15 protein-coding genes, 3 tRNA genes and 1 pseudogene are annotated in these 19,345 nt (G+C 42.0%); 14 read left to right on the top strand and 5 right to left on the bottom strand.

Annotated features, from left to right (window positions below):
• On the top strand, positions 1 to 108 hold a 108-nt coding region (locus BM329_RS12845), incomplete at its 5' end, for a transposase (protein WP_177216251.1).
• 260 nt (positions 109 to 368) lie between these two features.
• On the opposite strand, the gene fliT is transcribed toward BM329_RS12845, so the two are convergent.
• The 3 genes from fliT to fliD are packed head-to-tail and all read right to left on the bottom strand — an operon-like array spanning position 369 to position 2,609.
• On the bottom strand, positions 369 to 743 hold the full coding sequence (gene fliT, locus BM329_RS12840) for a flagella biosynthesis regulatory protein FliT (RefSeq protein ID WP_092553827.1): 375 nt from the start codon (positions 741 to 743) through the stop codon (positions 369 to 371).
• Entirely contained in the window at positions 743 to 1,153 is a 411-nt protein-coding gene (gene fliS, locus BM329_RS12835) for a flagellar export chaperone FliS (protein WP_092553824.1), read from the bottom strand. The genes fliT and fliS overlap by 1 nt, the downstream gene beginning before the upstream one ends.
• A 13-nt stretch (positions 1,154 to 1,166) precedes the next feature.
• The gene (fliD, locus tag BM329_RS12830) at positions 1,167 to 2,609 is read right to left on the bottom strand and encodes a flagellar filament capping protein FliD (RefSeq protein ID WP_092553821.1); all 1,443 of its coding nucleotides are present in this window, start codon (positions 2,607 to 2,609) and stop codon (positions 1,167 to 1,169) included.
• Between the two features lie 275 nt (positions 2,610 to 2,884).
• Between fliD and BM329_RS12825 the strand changes: the two genes are divergently transcribed.
• The 3 genes from BM329_RS12825 to fliZ all read left to right on the top strand — a co-directional run bounded on the left by BM329_RS12825 (position 2,885) and on the right by fliZ (position 5,506).
• Positions 2,885 to 3,967: a FliC/FljB family flagellin gene (locus tag BM329_RS12825; RefSeq protein ID WP_092553818.1), complete on the top strand. Its 1,083-nt coding sequence runs from the start codon at positions 2,885 to 2,887 to the stop codon at positions 3,965 to 3,967.
• A 252-nt stretch (positions 3,968 to 4,219) separates the two neighbouring features.
• A complete protein-coding gene (locus tag BM329_RS12820) occupies positions 4,220 to 4,942 on the top strand; it encodes an RNA polymerase sigma factor FliA (protein ID WP_092553830.1) in 723 nt (240 codons plus the stop codon).
• A gap of 51 nt (positions 4,943 to 4,993) precedes the next feature.
• Complete coding sequence (gene fliZ / locus BM329_RS12815) at positions 4,994 to 5,506, top strand: flagella biosynthesis regulatory protein FliZ (protein WP_092553814.1); 513 nt, start codon at positions 4,994 to 4,996, stop codon at positions 5,504 to 5,506.
• Between the two features lie 153 nt (positions 5,507 to 5,659).
• Here fliZ and putA read toward each other — a convergent pair whose 3' ends face one another.
• Complete coding sequence (putA, locus tag BM329_RS12810; RefSeq protein ID WP_092553811.1) at positions 5,660 to 9,640, bottom strand: trifunctional transcriptional regulator/proline dehydrogenase/L-glutamate gamma-semialdehyde dehydrogenase; 3,981 nt, start codon at positions 9,638 to 9,640, stop codon at positions 5,660 to 5,662.
• Between the two features lie 519 nt (positions 9,641 to 10,159).
• On the opposite strand from putA, the gene putP reads away from it, so the two are divergent.
• The 10 genes and pseudogenes from putP to BM329_RS12755 all read left to right on the top strand — a co-directional run bounded on the left by putP (position 10,160) and on the right by BM329_RS12755 (position 19,272).
• Positions 10,160 to 11,644 (top strand): sodium/proline symporter PutP, encoded by a 1,485-nt coding sequence (gene putP, locus BM329_RS12805; protein ID WP_092553808.1) that lies wholly within the window; start codon positions 10,160 to 10,162, stop codon positions 11,642 to 11,644.
• A gap of 233 nt (positions 11,645 to 11,877) precedes the next feature.
• The gene (gene cycA / locus BM329_RS12800; protein ID WP_092553805.1) at positions 11,878 to 13,284 is read left to right on the top strand and encodes a D-serine/D-alanine/glycine transporter; all 1,407 of its coding nucleotides are present in this window, start codon (positions 11,878 to 11,880) and stop codon (positions 13,282 to 13,284) included.
• A gap of 309 nt (positions 13,285 to 13,593) precedes the next feature.
• On the top strand, positions 13,594 to 13,953 hold the full coding sequence (locus BM329_RS12795) for a hypothetical protein (protein WP_092553802.1): 360 nt from the start codon (positions 13,594 to 13,596) through the stop codon (positions 13,951 to 13,953).
• A gap of 428 nt (positions 13,954 to 14,381) precedes the next feature.
• Positions 14,382 to 15,041, top strand: a complete 660-nt coding sequence (gene uvrY, locus BM329_RS12785; RefSeq protein WP_092553799.1) for a UvrY/SirA/GacA family response regulator transcription factor — start codon at positions 14,382 to 14,384, stop codon at positions 15,039 to 15,041.
• 22 nt (positions 15,042 to 15,063) lie between these two features.
• Positions 15,064 to 16,896, top strand: a complete 1,833-nt coding sequence (gene uvrC / locus BM329_RS12780; protein WP_092553796.1) for an excinuclease ABC subunit UvrC — start codon at positions 15,064 to 15,066, stop codon at positions 16,894 to 16,896.
• Between the two features lie 56 nt (positions 16,897 to 16,952).
• Positions 16,953 to 17,501: a CDP-diacylglycerol--glycerol-3-phosphate 3-phosphatidyltransferase gene (pgsA, locus tag BM329_RS12775; protein ID WP_092553793.1), complete on the top strand. Its 549-nt coding sequence runs from the start codon at positions 16,953 to 16,955 to the stop codon at positions 17,499 to 17,501.
• Between the two features lie 145 nt (positions 17,502 to 17,646).
• Positions 17,647 to 17,722 (top strand) — tRNA-Gly (locus tag BM329_RS12770).
• Positions 17,723 to 17,728: 6 nt separating this feature from the next.
• A tRNA-Cys gene (locus BM329_RS12765) sits at positions 17,729 to 17,802 on the top strand.
• A gap of 6 nt (positions 17,803 to 17,808) precedes the next feature.
• Positions 17,809 to 17,895 (top strand) — tRNA-Leu (locus BM329_RS12760).
• A gap of 164 nt (positions 17,896 to 18,059) precedes the next feature.
• Positions 18,060 to 19,272, top strand: a pseudogene (locus BM329_RS12755) (tyrosine-type recombinase/integrase).
• On the opposite strand, the gene BM329_RS15355 reads toward BM329_RS12755, so the two are convergent.
• Positions 19,266 to 19,316, bottom strand: coding sequence for a hypothetical protein (locus tag BM329_RS15355; RefSeq protein ID WP_407078604.1), 51 nt, complete (start codon positions 19,314 to 19,316; stop codon positions 19,266 to 19,268). The pseudogene BM329_RS12755 and the gene BM329_RS15355 sit on opposite strands and share 7 nt — an antisense overlap.
• Positions 19,317 to 19,345 lie beyond the last annotated feature (29 nt).

Below are 19,345 nucleotides of genomic sequence, written 5' to 3'. Positions count from 1 at the left end.
AGTAAAAGCTCCGCCTTGTGGTCACGTTCATACTTCGCTTGCACTGCTGGCGGTGCAACAATTGAAACGTTAAAGGCTTATGTGGAGAGTCAGGCAACCCCAGATTAAGCCGCTATCGCGTCTTACGCCTTATATCCCCGCCCGATGAGGGCGAGGGGTTACGGCGAAATTGCTAAATATGATTTCATTGAGTGGCATCTCGAAATTCATTGGGTATATAAGAAATTGTTGTTAATAAAGTTGTTCAATGAATTGGTTTGACCTAAAAAGCGATGGTGACAAATTGACACCACCTAAAATGAAAATAAATGAATGACACCATTAATCAGTGTTATTTTTAAATAGAATCAATAATGTCGCCGTTATATTTATTGGGGTTCTGTCGTAGTCAACTCCATTTCATAGTTGCTGACAGGGAACTGTCCATAAGTATCGTGTAAGAGTTGTTTGCAGCTTTCTTGTTTAATCAGGTTGCTGAGTTCATTTAATCGTTTTTGCAATAATCTTTTAGTTTCTTTTTCATTATCCAGGACAGTTTGCAAAATCTTGGTCAATTGCTGCTGCAATGAAATTGGTGCATCTGAGTTTTCTGATATTAACGTAACGACTTCTACTGCCTTCAGATAAGTGATTTCCATATCAACAAGTTCATCCCACTTTTCATTTTTAGCTAAATCAATCATTTGCTCACTTAAACTAAGGATCTGCTGATAAGATGACAAAAGATCCAGATCATTTTTCATTAAACAATATCCTGACTGGCGTTGTAATGAGAACCTATCTGCCGCCAAGAATCTGAAATCGCGGTAATTAAATCAACCACTTCGGTTATGGCTTTCTCATCATTGCGCAAATTGGCATGGAGTAGACGGCGGCTCATATAATCATATAAATCAAAAAGATTCTGAGCAATCTCACCGCCTTTTTCTAAATCTAATCCCTCTTTGAGACCATTATCGATGATATTGATCGCCTTTGAAATAGCTAAACCTTTTTCTGGGATATTACCCTGCTGCATCAGAATGATTGCACAACGTAGGGCGCTAAGCGCTCCATTAAACAATATCTGAATCAACTGATAGGGAGAGGCATTCATAATTTCGCTTTCAAGATCTACCTGAGCGTATAACTGGCTTGCCGAACGTTGATACATAATGTCCTTTATATTATCTTAAAAGCGGGGCTAGGGATTCACTTGAGTTACCCAGTGAATTCATAAACTTCTCAAGTGCTGTAAATTGGCGCTTATCGCGTTCTATTTTGGCATTAATGTTTATATTTGTCTGTTCCATTTGTTTTTCAAGGGATTTCAGGCTCTTGTTAATACTTTCGGTTGCTATGACGATAGTCCCTTCATGACTATCCAACGTTTTCTTCAATAAATTATAAGTCTGGATTGCAAAGCCGCTTTTTTCACTATCCCCCATAAAGAAAGCCTTAACGTTAGCCGGTTTTTCTTTCAGGTTTTTTTCGAGTGTTTCATTATTGATCTCGAGTGTGCCATCCAATTTCTGTTTAATACCCAATTTATTTAAGGTAGCAATACCCGCAACATCTTGTGCTGAAATGAGCTGGTGTCTTAGCTGATTTTGAATACTTTTTAATGTACTGTCACCGAGTAGGGTACCATTGTCTTTTGATGCCGCTTCACCTTTTCCAACAGGTTTATATTTGGTCAGCGAGTCGAAAGTAGTCTGTAATTCATTATAAGCATTAACCCATTTTTTAATCGCATCTTTCATTGGCTCGATATCGCGGGAAACGACCAGAGTTTCTGTTTTTGGTCTTGACGTTACTTTATCTCCGACTTTGATTTCTTCTATTTCAGAAACTTTTTTCAGATTGAGAATAACGCCTTCCGGGGCATCTTTTATCTCATTGGTCTGGCGTTCAATATTAATACCATTGATGGTTAATTTTGCGTTGGCAGCTTCTACCGTTTGCTTCATGACACTAGGGCCGCCGCTTTGACCACCGAATTTATAGTTCAGCAAATTGCCCAGATTATCATCACCTTCAACTGTGATGGTCATGATGGATTCTGTGCCGGCATTTTTTGAGGTCAGGATCAGATGATTTTTCTTATCTTCTGCCCTAAAGATGCTGGCATTAACGTTGCCTTCCTTTTTATTAATCGCAGCACGGATCTCAACCAATGAAGTTTCATTATCTTTCAGGGAAATCTTCATCGGTTCTTTTTCACCTGGTTGCGTGATGATAATGGTACGAGTACCTTTACCCGGTTCTCCTAGTTGTTTTTCTACATCAGCAACTTCCGGAGATTTCAACGATTGGGCTTTTGCAAGCTGATGAACCTCAATCACATAGTTACCCGGGCTGCCTTTGGAATCCGTACTCGGGGTAAATGTTTTATGATCTTCATTTGTTTTGGTGGTATTGAGTTTATCGAATTTTTTTAATTCTTCGGATGCACTCTTTAGTTTTTCTAGGCTGCCTTTTAATGTACCAAAAGCGGTCAGCTTCGCTTTATGGCTGGTTTGTTCCTGTGCTAATGGTTTTAAACGTTTTTGTTCATTTGCCCGAAGTATATCCAGTAGATAACTCATATCCGTCCCGGACCCGCCTCCTGCTGAGGAAACTATAGCCATGTTGACTCCTTTATTAGTAAAGCATTCACTGGACATGTTATCGGATTAATTTGCCAAAAGTTTACTGACAAAATGCTTTTTTTGATGGAGGGAATAATTGATGAGAACAGGCGCTGTTTAGGTTATCGGAAAAAAACGAAAAAAATAAAAAAGTTTTTTCAAGAAATATTAAAGGTTCTTTTTAAGGGGCCGATAAAACTGTTGTCGGTGATGAACACCGTGGGCAAATAGGCTCAAGCTAATTATATTTTGTTGATTTTAAAAGGAACTATACTATGGCATCAGTCATCAATACCAACTATTCATCTCTGCTGGCTCAGAACAACCTGACCAGATCTAAAGGCGTTTTAGGTTCTGCTATTGAACGTCTGTCCTCTGGTTTGCGTATTAACAGCGCGAAGGATGATGCTGCTGGTCAAGCGATTGCCAACCGTTTTACTGCCAACGTTAAAGGCCTGAATCAGGCTTCCCGTAACGCAAACGATGGTATCTCTATTGCTCAGACTACCGAAGGTGCTATGAATGAAATCAATAACAACCTGCAACGCATTCGTGAACTGACTGTTCAGTCACAAAACGGCAGCAACTCTAAGAGCGATCTGGATTCTATTCAGAAAGAAGTTAAACAACGTCTGGATGAAATTGACCGTATCTCTGAACAAACTCAATTTAACAACGTAAAAGTATTGAAAGAAGATACTAAAATGAAAATTCAGGTCGGTGCTAACGATGGCGAAACTATCGAAATCGATCTGAAAGAAATTAATAGCAAAAAACTTGGCTTAGAGAAGTTTAGTGTGGCTTCTGGGAGCCGCCCCCCTCATGCTGGTAATAAGTTAAGTAAACCAGCAACCGGTACCGCTGCGGCATTTAATTTAGGTGAGCAAAAGATTGTCGATTTGAAACTAGGTAACATGGAAGTATATCATGGACTTGATGCGAATGGTAAAGAAGATACATCAAAATATGTATTACAAGGTGTTAATGATAAAGGTGAGACTAAATACTACACTGTGAATGTTAATACATCGAATGGTAAACTAGATGATCCTAAGGAAATAGCTGCTAATACTACTACTACTACTACCGGTCCACTGAAAACGTTGGACAAGGCCCTCTCAGACGTTGACAGCCTGCGCAGTTCCCTGGGTGCAGTTCAAAACCGTCTGGAATCCACGGTTAACAACCTGAACAACACGGTTAACAACCTGAGCGCTGCAAGAAGCCGTATCGAAGATGCTGATTACGCAACGGAAGTTTCCAACATGGGCCGTGGTCAGATCCTGCAACAGGCGGGTACTGCTGTTCTGGCTCAGGCGAACCAGATCCCACAAACCGTTATGTCTCTGCTGCGTTAATTTTTATTTTCCGGTTGAGCATTTATGCAGGGCAATCTGCATAAACAACGCTTATAAAATAAGGATCGGTTCGCCGATCCTTATTTTTTGTTAATAGTCAAAGACAGCCTGAAACTTACTATGCATTTGGGCGGACATCAAAAATTTCGCATAGGTGAAAAAGAAGTGCTTTTACTTCATTGTTCAAACGATTGTACCGATTAGGGGATTGGATAATGGTATTCAGTCTCTTATCCAAAGGTGTCTGTTGTTGTGAGCGATTTGTATACCGCCGAAGGCGTGATGGACAAAAATAGCCTCTGGAAGCGCTATGTACCACTAGTTCGCCATGAAGCTCTGAGGCTACAGGTAAGATTACCTGCCAGCGTAGAACTCGATGACTTGCTTCAGGCTGGTGGCATAGGCTTGCTGAATGCAGTGGAGCGATTTGATTCCATGCAGGGAACCGCGTTTACCACCTATGCAGTACAGCGCATCAGGGGTGCAATGTTGGATGAGTTGAGGAGCCGTGATTGGGCTCCGCGTAGTGTGCGGCGTAACGCACGGGAAGTCACGCAAACCATCCGTAAACTTGAGCAAGAGTTAGGCCGTCCAGCCAGTGAGCAGGAAGTTGCTAAAGAATTAAAGATTAATCTGATAGAATATCGGCAAATACTGTTAGACACAAATAACAGTCAACTGTTTTCTTATGACGAATGGCACGAAATTCACGGTGAAAATTGTGAACCGGTAGTTGAGGAAGAGCATGAGACAAATCCTCTCCAACAATTACTGGAAGGCGACCTTCGTCAGCGGGTGATCGATGTTATTGAGTTATTGCCTGAACGGGAAAAGATGGTTCTTACGCTGTACTATCAGGAAGAACTCAATCTTAAAGAGATCGGCGCAGTGCTTAACGTGGGAGAATCCCGCGTAAGCCAGCTTCACAGTCAGGCGATAAAAAGGCTGAGGGCGCGTTTGAATCCAGAGAAGTAACTTTTTGCTTATTTGTTTTTTGTTAAGACTATACACAGGGCTTTATCTCTTATGTCTGTTACAACACAAAAGAAACGGCCTCTCAGCCGTTATATCAAGGACTATAAACATAGTCAGACTCATTGTTTGCACTGCCATAAAACACTTGATCGTATTTCTCTTGTTTTTAACGGTCAGGTCATCAATAAAGAAGCTATTTCTGAGATGACTGAGTTGGTAGATGACAAAACCTGGAATGAGTTACAGGGTAAATTTGTGGCGTTGTGCCGCTTTTGTAGTGAAATTTATTGTAATAGCCAGACTGATTATTTCGACATTATGTCATTTAAACAGTATTTGTTTGAACAAACGGAGATGAGCCATAGTACTGTGCGTGAGTATGTGGTTCGTTTAAGGCGTTTGGATGAATTGCTGACTTCAAGTAATTATCCGGCTAATGAGTTCACGCCAGAAAAAATTCAGGAACAACTCAGCGAGAAATTATCTCAGTCAGCTTTCAGTAATTATAATATTGCCCTGCGTAAATATGAGCAATATCTGAGTTGGCAACAAAATGGTCATTGATTAATTAGACCGATATATAACGTTAGCCCGATTGAACGGTTCTGGAGGGGAATGTATGATAATTACATTCCCCTCTCTATTTTTTACGTTATTTTCACTATTATATTTAAATTAGTTATATATTTATAATAAATTAATCTTAATTAAATTCTTTTAACCAATCGTCATCAAACTGGCATTTCCCCCTGCCGCCGCTGTATTAACACTCAATGAACGTTCATGCAGCAAGCGTTCCAACAACAGGTTAGTTTCACCACGGGCAAATCCCTGTACGGAGATAATTGGCCCTTTGCGTTGTGCAATCGCTTCACAAACATGACGTAATTGATCGCAATCACCGTGATAAATAACCGCTTCCATTATTGTGTCTTCTTTTTGCCAATCGTTGACCCAATGAATATGCTGGTGGATTTCTTCCGGTAATTGACGCTGCAACTCTTGATGCAGTTCATTCTTCTCCCAGATAGTCTGACAACCAACGGAAAGTACAGCCGCTAATTGTACCAGAGCATCTTGTTTATTATCAGCAAGGCACAGAACAGGGCCTCGAGGCAACAGGGTATAAGTATTGCGCTCTCCGGTTGGTCCCGGTAATAAACGTGTTGTTCCACCTTGTGCCAGCAAGCTGTATTCCTGAATGAGCTGTTTCAATGAATCATTGTTTTGTGCAGTTGCCCAGTCTGCCAGTTTGTTGAGAGGGGAGTGCAGAGCAACCCGAATTTTGGAATCCAGCTCATATTCTGCATCCTGACGTTCCAGTGTTTGACTGGCTGCATTGACAGGACGCTGTGACAGCAAACGGTACAAATACAGAGGCCCGCCGGCTTTTGGCCCTGTACCTGACAGACCTTCACCACCAAACGGCTGTACGCCGACAACCGCACCAACCATATTGCGATTGACATATAAATTGCCGACTTTAGCTTTGCCAGTCACTTGTGTGATGGTTTCATCAATGCGAGTGTGAATGCCCAATGTCAGGCCATAACCCGAAGCGTTAATCTGATCCAACAACTGCTCTAATTCATTACGCTTGAAACGTACGACATGCAGAACAGGCCCGAAAATTTCTTTCTTCATTTCGTCAAAACTTTCCAGCTCGATAAGCGTTGGTTTGACGAAAGTACCTTGTAACCATTCCTGATTGTCGGTGTCATTTTTATGTGCTGCCTGATAAATCATCCGGCCTTTGGTACGCATGGTTTGGATATGGCGTTCGATGTTGGTTTTCGCTTCTGCATCAATCACAGGGCCTATATCTGTCGATAAATGTTCAGGATTCCCCATCCGGCACTCAGCCATTGCACCTTTCAGCATGGTAATAGTTCTTTCAGCAACGTCTTCCTGAACACACAGAATACGCAGGGCAGAGCAGCGTTGGCCTGCACTGTCAAAAGCGGAGGCAACAACATCGGTGACAACCTGTTCGGTCAAGGCAGAAGAATCGACGATCATGGCATTTAATCCACCGGTTTCCGCAATCAATGGGGTTGGACGCCCTTGAGCATCAAGACGACCGGCAATATTGCGTTGCAACAAGCTGGCAACTTCAGTAGAACCGGTAAACATCACGCCACGTACGCGCTCGTCACCAACCAGTGATGCTCCTACGGTTTCTCCTTGTCCCGGCAGTAATTGCAGCACATCACAGGGAATGCCCGCCTGATGGAGCATTTTTACTGCAACGGAGGCAATCAATGGTGTTTGTTCTGCGGGTTTTGCCAGAACACTATTACCTGCTGCTAATGAAGCGGCGATTTGCCCGGTAAAAATTGCCAGAGGGAAGTTCCACGGACTGATACATACCACAGGCCCTAGCGGGCGATGTGTATCATTGGCGAAATCTTGGCGGACTTGCCCCGCATAATAATGGAGAAAATCCACAGCTTCGCGCACTTCGGCAATCGCATTATTGAAAGTTTTACCCGCTTCACGGACTAGGATACCGAGCAGTGATTGCAGGTTATTTTCCATCAACTCAGCCGCACGCACTAAAATTGCCGCACGTTCTGACGGTGGTGTTGCAAACCAAATTGCGCCGGCATCGGTGGCAACATTCAATGCATGGCTGACTTCTTGCTCAGTGGTTTCTCGTACATAACCCACCAAATCGGAGAATTTAGCTGGATTACTGACAGGCTTGATAGCAGGTAACTCTCCCTTGTGTTGGTAATCACCACCCAATAGTGGTTCACTGTTCCATGTTTCCATTGATGAACTCAGCAACGCACTAGAAAGAGAAGCCAAACGATGTTCATTGGAAAGATCCAATCCTGAGGAGTTAACCCGGTTTTTGCCGTATAAATCGTGTGGCAGAGGGATCTTAGGATGTGGCAGGCCGATTTGCCCTTCGGTTTGTGCCAGTTCCTGTACGATTTTTACGGGATCTGCGACCAGTTTATCAATTGACAGTGAAGTATCTGCTATGCGATTGACGAATGAAGTATTAGCACCGTTTTCCAGTAAGCGACGTACCAGATAGGCCAGCAATGTTTCATGTGTCCCCACTGGCGCATAAATACGGCATGGACGATTGAGTTTGCCGTCAGCGATCTTACCAACGACTTGATCATAAAGCGGTTCACCCATTCCATGTAGACACTGAAATTCATATTGACCCGGATAATAGTTCTGTCCGGCCAGATGATAAATTGCAGACAAAGTATGAGCGTTATGAGTAGCAAATTGTGGATAGATTAAATTTGGCACGGAAAGTAGTTTGCGGGCGCAGGCGAGGTAAGATACATCGGTATAGACCTTGCGGGTATACACCGGATAGCCCTCCAGGCCATCAGTTTGGGCGCGCTTGATTTCGCTATCCCAATAAGCGCCTTTCACCAGACGGATCATCAACCTGTGGCGGCTGCGCTGTGCCAAATCAATAATGCTGTCAATGACGAACGGGCAACGTTTCTGGTAAGCCTGAATGACAAACCCAATACCGTTCCAGCCTTCCAATTTTGGTTCAAAACAGAGTTTTTCCAGCAAATCAAGAGAAATTTCCAGACGGTCGGCTTCTTCTGCATCAATATTGATACCAATATCGTACTGACGTGCTTGTAAGGTCAGAGAGAGTAAGCGTGGATAGAGTTCATCAATAACACGATCATACTGAGCGCGGCTATAGCGAGGATGCAGGGCAGAAAGTTTGATAGAAATCCCTGGTCCTTCATAAATGCCGCGACCATTTGAAGCTTTGCCAATAGCGTGGATAGCCTGCTGATAGGAAACCATATAGGCCTGTGCATCTTCCTCAGTCAGGGCGGCTTCACCCAGCATATCATAGGAGTAACGGAACCCTTTCTCTTCCAGCTTGCGGGCATTGGCAAGCGCCTGAGCGATGGTTTCTCCGGTAACAAATTGTTCTCCCATCAGGCGCATTGCCATATCCACGCCTTTACGCACCAATGGCTCGCCGCTCTTGCTGATGATGCGATTCAAAGAGTTGGATAACTTGGCTTCATTATGAGTAGATACCAGCTTACCGGTGAACAGCAATCCCCATGTTGCAGCGTTGACAAACATAGAGGGGCTTCGGCCTAAATGGGAGTGCCAATTGCCGTTGCTGATTTTGTCGCGGATCAATGCGTCACGGGTGGCTTTATCAGGAATACGCAGCAAAGCTTCGGCAAGGCACATCAGTGCTACACCTTCCTGTGAAGACAATGAAAACTCCTGCAATAATCCTTGTACTAAACCTGCGCGCCCGACCCCTTGTTTTTGCTGACGTAGCTTTTCTGCAATGGAATAAGCGAGCTTGTGAGTCGCCTTCGCTTGTTCTTCTGAAAGTTGCGCGCGTTGTAGCAGCATCGGAACAGCCTGTGTTTCGGGCAGGCGATAGGCTGAGGTAATTGCAGAACGTTTCACCGTTTGGGGTAAAATATGCTCGGCAAAATCCAGAAATGGTTGATAAGGTGCCTCAATAGGTGATTCTTCTTCGGAAATCTTTTCTTCTTTGTTATTCTGATTCGCTGATATTTCTGGAATTTTTTCTTCATTTTCCAGACGTTCAAGATAATTAAAAATGGCTTGCTTAATCAGCCAGTGTGGTGTGCGTTCAATTCGTTGTGCAGCAGCTTTAATACGATTACGCGTTGCTTCATTGAGCTTCACGCCCATAGTGGTACTACCCATTCTTACTCCTTAATAGGCAAGATTTAGCCAAATTACATAATAATATCTGCCATGTTGCAACTTTGTGCAACTTTGTTAAAAGCAGTTATGCTAGATTTGTGAAATTAATCTTGTTTTTATTATTTTTTTTGTGAGTGTTATGAGGGCTACATATTTATATAATTGATATTAAATGGTTTTATTAAAATTATTCATAAGTGTCAGGCAAAACCTATTATTTAATAAAAGGTGCAACTTTTTAAATGATAAATGTGATTTAGCAAGCGTTTTTTATAAAAAACTGAGTTAATTTGTTGTTAAAAATGTTTTAAGTAAACTAGGATGGCATGTAATTTTTGAATAATCACATTCACAAATAATACATACAGAAATTAATGTTATCTTTGGGCACAACTTTCACAGCCTGACAGAACAGGGCCAGGTACTGAAGAAACTATTTACAGTACAGGTAACATGATTTACGCAAATCACGCATTTGCAGATACATGATTTATAAAAATACTATGGAGAAGAACCTGCATGACAGTAAATTCACCAATGCTTATTACCTTCATTATCTACATCACAGGGATGTTACTAATAGGTTTCATAGCTTATCGATCCACCAAAAACTTTGATGACTACATACTAGGTGGCCGGCGATTGGGGAGTGTGGTAACAGCATTATCTGCTGGCGCTTCTGATATGAGTGGCTGGTTATTAATGGGATTACCAGGCGCAATTTTTTTCTTAGGTATTTCAGAAAGTTGGATTGCATTGGGACTGCTATTGGGGGCGTACTTAAATTGGCGATGGGTCGCGGGTAGATTACGAGTACATACCGAAGTAAACAATAACGCGTTGACATTACCAGATTATTTTACGAACCGCTTTGACGACAAAAGCAAAATACTGCGTATTATTTCCGCACTGGTTATCCTGATTTTCTTTACTATTTACTGTGCTTCAGGTGTTGTTGCTGGTGGTTTATTGTTTGAAAACACGTTTGGCATTAGCTATGAAAAAGCGATTTGGTTAGGTGCGCTGGCAACGATTGCCTATACCTTCCTGGGTGGTTTCCTTGCTGTAAGCTGGACGGATACCGTTCAGGCGACTTTGATGATTTTTGCTTTGATTTTGGTACCAGTATTGATCTTGTTTAAAGTAGGAGGGATTGGTACGGCTATCAATATTATTGAGGCAAAAAATCACGCTTATTTAGATATGTTTAAGAACCTGAATATTATTGCCATTATTTCTTTAATGGGATGGGGTTTAGGCTATTTTGGTCAACCACATATTTTAGCTCGTTTTATGGCGGCAGATTCTCACCAAACTATTCATAAAGCTCGTCGTATCAGTATGACGTGGATGTTCCTGTGTCTTGCGGGCACTGTAGCTGTTGGATTCTTTGGTATAGCTTATTTTGAGATGAACCCAGATAAGGCAGCTCCAGTTTTACAAAATCGTGAACGTATCTTTATGGAGTTAGGTGAACTTCTGTTTAATCCGTGGATTACGGGAGTGTTATTGTCTGCGGTATTAGCGGCAGTTATGAGTACGTTAAGCTGCCAGTTATTGGTTTGCTCCAGCGCTCTGACTGAAGATTTCTATAAAGCATTTATACGTACTAAAGCCAGCCAAAAAGAGTTGGTATGGGTTGGTCGCATGATGGTTTTGATGGTGGCAATCATTTCTATTGTGATCGCAACTAATCCGAACAATAAAGTATTGTCATTGGTCAGCTATGCCTGGGCCGGTTTTGGCGCGGCGTTTGGTCCGATCGTTTTGATGTCGGTGCTTTGGAAACGTATGACACGCAATGGTGCGTTGGCTGGTATGCTGGTGGGAGCCATTACAGTATTGGTATGGATGAAATTCCATTGGTTCGATTTATATGAAATCATTCCTGGCTTTATCTTTGCGACGATAACTATTGTGGCGGTGAGTCTGCTGGGGAAAGCACCAAATCAAGTGATACAGCAGCGCTTCGAAGAAGCAGCGGCGCATTATAACAGTAAATAAACTTACTATGATAAAAAGCCTCTGATTTTCAGGGGCTTTGTTTTCAGGAGCTACTTTGTACTAAATGAATGAAATGTGCACAATGTGCTCTCTGCTAATAGGTTGAATTGTAACCGTCCTGTTTTTCATGTGAAATCCTTCTGTTAATACCGCTATTGTCTATGTCACAATATTCACTTAAACGCAGCTTGAGGGTATTAAGGCCATGCTGTGAGAATAAATTGGATATAACTATGGAAGAAAAAATACAACCCACTCACATTCCTGAAACTGAAGGTTTGCATCTACAGCGGAGTCTCACGAACCGACATATACAGCTCATTGCGATTGGTGGTGCCATCGGCACTGGTCTGTTTATGGGCTCAGGTAAAACAATCTCTCTTGCGGGGCCGTCGATCATTTTTGTTTATATGATCATCGGATTTATGCTGTTTTTTGTTATGCGTGCAATGGGAGAATTATTGCTTTCCAATTTGCACTATAAGTCGTTCAGTGATTTCGCAGCGGATTTATTAGGACCGTGGGCGGGTTTTTTTGTGGGCTGGACTTACTGGTTCTGTTGGGTAATTACAGGTATCGCGGATATTGTTGCCATCACTGCCTATGTCGGATATTGGGTACCAAACTTTCCAGAATGGGCGACTTCGTTACTGTGTGTGCTGGTATTGCTGACGCTGAATCTCGCAACGGTAAAATTGTTTGGTGAGCTGGAATTCTGGTTTTCCATGATCAAGATTATTGCGATTATTGTGTTGATTGTTACAGGCGGCATATTGATTGGTATTCACTTCCAATCTCCGGCCGGGCATGTTGCTGCGCTTTCTAATGTCTGGAATGATGGCGGCATGTTTCCAATGGGGTTGAGTGGTTTCTTTGCCGGGTTTCAGATTGCTATATTTGCTTTTGTTGGTATTGAGTTAGTAGGAACTGCTGCGGCGGAAACTAAAAACCCAATAAAATCTTTGCCAAAAGCGATTAATGCCATTCCAATCCGTATTATTACATTTTATGTTTTAGCTTTAATTGTGATTATGTCGGTTACTCCGTGGCGAGCCATCATTGCGGATAAAAGCCCTTTTGTAGAATTATTTGTCTTGATTGGGCTGCCTGCTGCTGCCAGTATTGTCAATTTTGTGGTTTTGACTTCTGCCGCCTCATCGGCGAACAGTGGTGTTTTCTCCACCAGTCGAATGTTATTTGGCTTGGCTAAAGAAAAAAATGCACCAACGCAGTTTAGTCGTCTTTCCCGTCGTTCAGTTCCTGCGTCGGGGTTGATCTTTACTTGCCTATGTCTCTCTTTTGGCATCGTTCTGATCTATTTTATTCCCGATGTAATGCATGTTTTTACTTTGGTGACAACTGTTTCTGCAATCCTGTTTATGTTTATTTGGAGCATGATTTTATGTTCCTACCTCGCTTATAGAAAACGTCGTCCAGCCTTGCATCAGGCTTCAGTGTATAAAATGCCGTTTGGTATTGTGATGTCTTGGGTATGTCTGGCTTTTTTTGCTTTTGTCTTGGTATTACTGTCTTTACAGCCAGATACCCGCCAAGCATTAATCGCCACGCCAGCTTGGTTTATTATTCTGGCGATTGGATTCCAGATTGTGAAAAGACGTAAAGCTCGTTTTACTCATTGAATGATAAAAAATCCCATTAATTAACTCTCAATGGCCCAAATATTGGGCCATTTTTACCTTAGCATGGCATGAGAGTGCCCTGATGAAATCTCAGTTGCCATTTTTTGTCCGAAGATAATTGCCAAATTGATGAGCGAAGAGCTTGGTTGAATAGGTTACCAACCTCATCAATTTCATAAGATTGATAAGTGAGTAAAATAATATTTTTACTCAGAAATGAAAGAGCGATTATTCATCAATTATCATTGATAAAAATAAAAACTAACATACAATCAGCATGGTAACTAATTTATTAGTGGAGGTCTTAGCATGGAAAAATTTACTGATAAATTAATTAGTTTGGATCGATTTATTTTGCGAATATTGCGTTTCTTTTTTCATGCATTTATTGTTTTTTTGATAGGTATTATTCCTGGTGTATTAGGTTTTTTCTTGATTGAAAGCCATGCCATACCTGATGCTATATTAAATTCTGTCTCAATGATTGGAACTCAAAATTTGCATATTGAACCAGTCAGTAAATTAGGGAAATATTTTACAGCTATTTATGGATTGTTTCTTCAGGCAATTTTTTTTATCGCTGTTGGGATGGTGGTAACGCCTTTTGTCCATCGAATACTGCATAATTGGCACATCGACGATGATGATGAAGATCAAGAGGAAAAATGATGAACCAAGGTCGTTGCTTATGTGGTAGTGTTGGCGTGAAAACTCGCCAGAGTATTGAGAATATTAACGCATGCCATTGTAAAGTTATGATGAGGGAAATTTCTCTTCATCTTGTATAGATTAAATAGAACGTTACGAACAACATATTTATATATTGTTTTAAAAATATCATACTAAAATTTTGGGAAATTATATTTTATAACTAATTTACTTTATTGATATGTAACAATTTTCTTTCTGTTTTCCACTAATGTTAGTATAATCCCTTGTCTCATCAAAAAGATCTTGACATCACCCGAAAGAGAATGTTGTCTTCTTTTAGATTATCTTATGAAAATCATGAAGATAAACTCAGTATATCCGCTTGGTTTTGGATCTTATTCACCTCACCACCATTTAAGTGGATATCACGTTAGTGGAGATATTGTTTGATTAATGTTTTATTAGTTGATGACCATGAACTGGTTCGCATTGGTGTCAAAGGTATCCTTGATGATGTTAGAGGAATCAAGGTGATAGGAGAAGCCAACAGCGGAGAAGATGCGATAAGATGGTGTAGATCAAACAGCGCTGATGTTGTCATCATGGATATGGAAATGCCGGGGATAGGGGGGCTTGAGGCCGCGAAGAAAATTATTCGCTATTCACCTGACACTAAGGTAATCATGCTGACCATTCATACTGAAAGCTTTTTGCCGACGAAAGTGATGCAAGCGGGGATCAGAGGATATTTGAGTAAAGCCGCAACTCCCCAGGATATGATTAATGCAATTCGGGCTGTTTATGCGGGGCAGCGTTATATCTCTTCAGATATTGCCCAGCAAATGGCACTCGATCAACTATTACCTCAAAAAGAAAACCCGCTGGATGAACTCTCTGAACGAGAGTTACAGATCATGATAATGATAACTCAAGGTCGCAAAGTTAACGAAATTTCTACTCTGCTTAACCTAAGCCCTAAAACAGTGAATAGCTATCGTTATAGAATGTTCAGTAAACTAAATATCAAAGGTGATGTAGAATTGACCCATATGGCAATTCGTTGTGGTTTGCTTGATGCACAAAATATGTTAGCCCAAGGTGGGTGATAAATCTGGTGGGTGATAAGCCGTGGCAGAGCAATTTAATTCGAAGACATTTTTAAAAACAGTGACCAGCCAACCGGGTGTCTATCGTATGTATGATATTGCTGGTGATGTGATTTATGTTGGTAAAGCCAAGGATCTAAAAAAACGGTTATCCAGCTATTTTCGAACACAAGTCAGTAGCCGCAAGACAGAATCACTGGTGAAAAATATTGCTCAGGTTGACGTCACTGTTACCCATACCGAAACTGAAGCTCTCCTGCTCGAACACAACTACATCAAACTCTATCAGCCCCGTTACAATGTATTATTGCGGGATGATAAATCCTATCCTTATATTTTTTTAAGTGGTGATACTCATCCTCGCCTGGCCTTATACCGAGGCACTAAGCGCGCAAAAGGTGAGTACTTCGGGCCATTCCCTAACTCTCATGCAGTGCGTGAAAGCCTGGTTTTATTGCAGAAATTATTTCCTATTCGCCAATGTGAAGACAGCGTGTATCGCAACCGTTCAAGACCTTGTCTGCAATATCAGATTGGTCGCTGTCTGGCTCCCTGCATTAAAGGATTCGTGACTGATGAAGAATATCAACAACAAGTTGAATATGTTCGCTTATTTCTGGCGGGTAAGGATAAACAAGTACTGACTGAATTGATCAATAAAATGGAAGAGGCGAGTCAACAGCTAAAATTTGAGGACGCAGCCCGTTATCGTGACCAGATCAAAGCAGTAAGACAAGTAACGGAACGGCAATTTGTTTCTGGAGAAGGTGATGATCTTGACGTTATCAGTGTTGCTTTTGAGGCAGGAATAGCTTGTGTGCATGCCTTATTTATCCGTCAGGGAAAATTATTAGGCAGCCGGAGCTATTATCCTAAAATACCTGCTGATACGAAATTAGATGAAGTAGTACAAACTTTTCTTGGCCAATTTTACCTTCAGGGCAGCCAAAAAAGAACATTACCGACAGAAATTTTGCTGGACTTTGCACTACCCGAAAAAGAGTTGCTGGAAGTATCCCTTTCAGAATTATTAGGTAGAAAAATCCATATCCAAGCACAGCCAAGAGGTGATAGAGCACGTTACTTAAAATTAGCACGTACCAACGCTGCAACGGCACTAACTACAAAATTATCACAACAATCAACAATTCATCAGCGCTTAAAATCACTTGCCGTATTTATAGGTATTGAGAAAATTCACCGTATGGAATGTTTCGACATTAGCCATACGATGGGAGAACAGACCGTTGCATCTTGCGTTGTTTTTGATGGTAATGGTCCTGTGCGTGCGGAATACCGCCGCTATAACATTACAGGCATCACACCGGGAGATGACTATGCGGCGATGAATCAGGTCTTAAGCCGTCGGTATGGTAAGGCGATTGATAAAACCAAAATCCCGGATATTATCTTCATCGATGGTGGTAAAGGACAACTTGCACAAGCAATTGAAATTTTCAATTCACAGGAGGTTGAATGGGATAAAAATCATCCCAAACTTATTGGTGTTGCAAAGGGGAGTGATCGTAAAGCGGGATTAGAAACTTTATTTTTCCAAGCCGCAGGAGAAGGAGAGGCTCTTCCCCCTGATTCCCCAGCATTGCACGTAATTCAACATATTCGTGATGAATCTCATAACCACGCGATTACCGGACACCGCCAGCGTCGAGAAAAAGTGAAGAAGACCAGTACACTGGAATCGATAGAAGGGATTGGGCCAAAGCGTCGACAAATGTTGCTAAAATATATGGGTGGATTGCAGTCTTTACGCAGCGCAAGTGTAGAAGAGATCGCAAAAGTGCCTTCTATTTCTTATGTGTTGGCAGAAAAAATCTATAATGCGTTGAAACACTAAGAGTATTGATGCACCATACTGATAAACCTTATATGACCAGATAGTTACTAAGCATTATGCAATTAAATATTCCAACATGGCTTACTCTGTTTCGTATTGCCTTAATCCCGTTCTTCGTTTTGGCATTTTACTTGCCATTCCAATGGGCACCGATGTTATGTGCCACTATTTTTGTTATCGCTGCCGCAACAGATTGGTTTGATGGTTTTCTTGCCCGTTTGTGGAAACAGACAACGCGCTTTGGCGCATTTCTTGATCCTGTAGCGGATAAAGTCATGGTAGCTACTGCGTTGGTGCTTATCGCAGAGTATTATCATTCATGGTGGATTACCCTGCCTGCTGCGACAATGATTGCCCGTGAGATAATCATATCCTCTTTACGCGAGTGGATGGCAGAGTTAGGGAAACGCAGTAGCGTAGCTGTTTCTTGGATGGGAAAAACAAAAACTACAGCACAAATGGCAGCATTAGTTGTTTTATTATGGCGTCCCTGTGTTGAACTTGAAGTGGGGGGATTCATCTTATTATATGCTGCTGCGATATTGACGTTCTGGTCAATGTTTCAATATTTGAGTGCTGCATGGGATGATTTGCGTGAGGCTTGATCGAAATGACGCAAAAATCATCGAACAAACGAGTGTTCTAAATAATTGTGTTGACTCATTTCGGGAAATAAGTAGAATGCAACGCATCGAACAACACATGAGGCTTACAAAGTAAGTTAAGTAAATCAACAAGTTCGAAGACAAAGCGGGAATAGCTCAGTTGGTAGAGCACGACCTTGCCAAGGTCGGGGTCGCGAGTTCGAGTCTCGTTTCCCGCTCCAAAAAAAGGCGCGTTGGCAGAGTGGCCATGCAGCGGATTGCAAATCCGTGAACCTCGGTTCGACTCCGGGACGCGCCTCCAAATTTAGCCCAGGTGGTGAAATCGGTAGACACAAGGGATTTAAAATCCCTCGGCTGTAAGGCTGTGCGGGTTCAAGTCCCGCCCTGGGCACCAGATATAAGTTTACTGACGTCTACTCAAGTAAACAACTCCTTAGAAAGACCTGACAAATCAATCAGGTCTTTTCTTTTTACGTCTACTCTAGTCCATTGCAATCAACATGCCTCTGGGGGCATAATCAGGGGCATCTTAACTTCTATTTTAAATGTGCCCCCAACATGAAGCTAAATGCGCGACTAATCGAGACTGCAAAATCCAAGGATAAAACTTATAAACTTGCCGATGGTGGTGGGTTATATCTGGAGGTCACTTCACGCAGTTCTAAATACTGGCGTATGAAATATCGCCGTCCAACAGACAAAAAGGAAGACAGACAGGCTTTTGGTGTCTATCCGGCGGTGTCTTTGGCTGATGCCCGAACCAAACGAGATGAAGCCAAGAAATTACTTGCGCAAGGAATTGACCCCAAGATAGAGAAAAAAGGGGGGCTACCTAAGTCGGCAGGAGCATATACCTTTGAGCACATTGCCCGTGAATGGCATACCAGTAATAAACGCTGGAGCGAAGATCACAGCAACCAAATTCTACGCAGTCTTGAGCAATACATTTTCCCTCATATTGGCAGGCTTGATATTTCCACTTTAAGAACAAGCCAGCTTTTAGCGCCTATCAAATCCGTTGATGCGGATGGTAAACACGATATCGCCCAGCGATTACAGCAACGTGTTACTTCCATCATGCGATATGCTGTTCAGAATGATATCCTTGAATCTAATCCCGCAAATGATATGTCTGGTGCGCTTTCCACAGTAAAAGCCAAACATCACCCAGCACTCCCCCACGAACGCTTACCTGAATTCCTCACCCGCCTTTCTCACTATCGCGGGCGTTTAATTACCCAAATTGCCGTAGAACTGACTTTATTAACGTTTGTCCGTTCCAGTGAGTTGAGATTTGCCCGTTGGGAAGAACTTGATCTTGAAAATGTAGTCTGGAAAATTCCCGCCACAAGAAAACCTTATTGAAGGCGTTAAATTCTCTGAGCGTGGCATGAAAATGAAAACTGAGCATATTGTGCCGCTGAGTCGTCAGGCCGTATCTCTCTTTAAAACCTTGCAGGGTTTGAGTGGAGAATGTGAGGTGATGTTTCCTCATGACCATAATCCGGCAAAAGTCATGAGCGAAAGTACCGTAAATAATGCCTTACGCGGTATGGGATACGACACCAAAACAGAAGTTTGTGGGCATGGGTTCAGAACAATGGCACGTGGTGCGATGGGCGAATCTGGATTGTGGAACGATGACGCAATAGAACGCCAGTTAAGCCATGTGGAAAGAAAAAACGTCCGTGCTGCGTATATTCACACATCTAAGCATCTGGATGAACGGCGGTTAATGGTTCAATGGTGGGTCGTGACTCTAATTTATTGATAGTGATGAATGTTCAGATAATATCCTATAATTCTGTCATGCATTTCGATGGATTTTGAAAAAGACAATGTTT

The sequence above is a fragment of the Xenorhabdus koppenhoeferi genome (assembly GCF_900116635.1).
Classification (GTDB): Bacteria; Pseudomonadota; Gammaproteobacteria; order Enterobacterales; family Enterobacteriaceae; genus Xenorhabdus; species Xenorhabdus koppenhoeferi.
The sequence above is the reverse complement of the archived record's forward strand: the minus strand, read 5'-3'. Positions and strand labels throughout refer to the sequence as shown.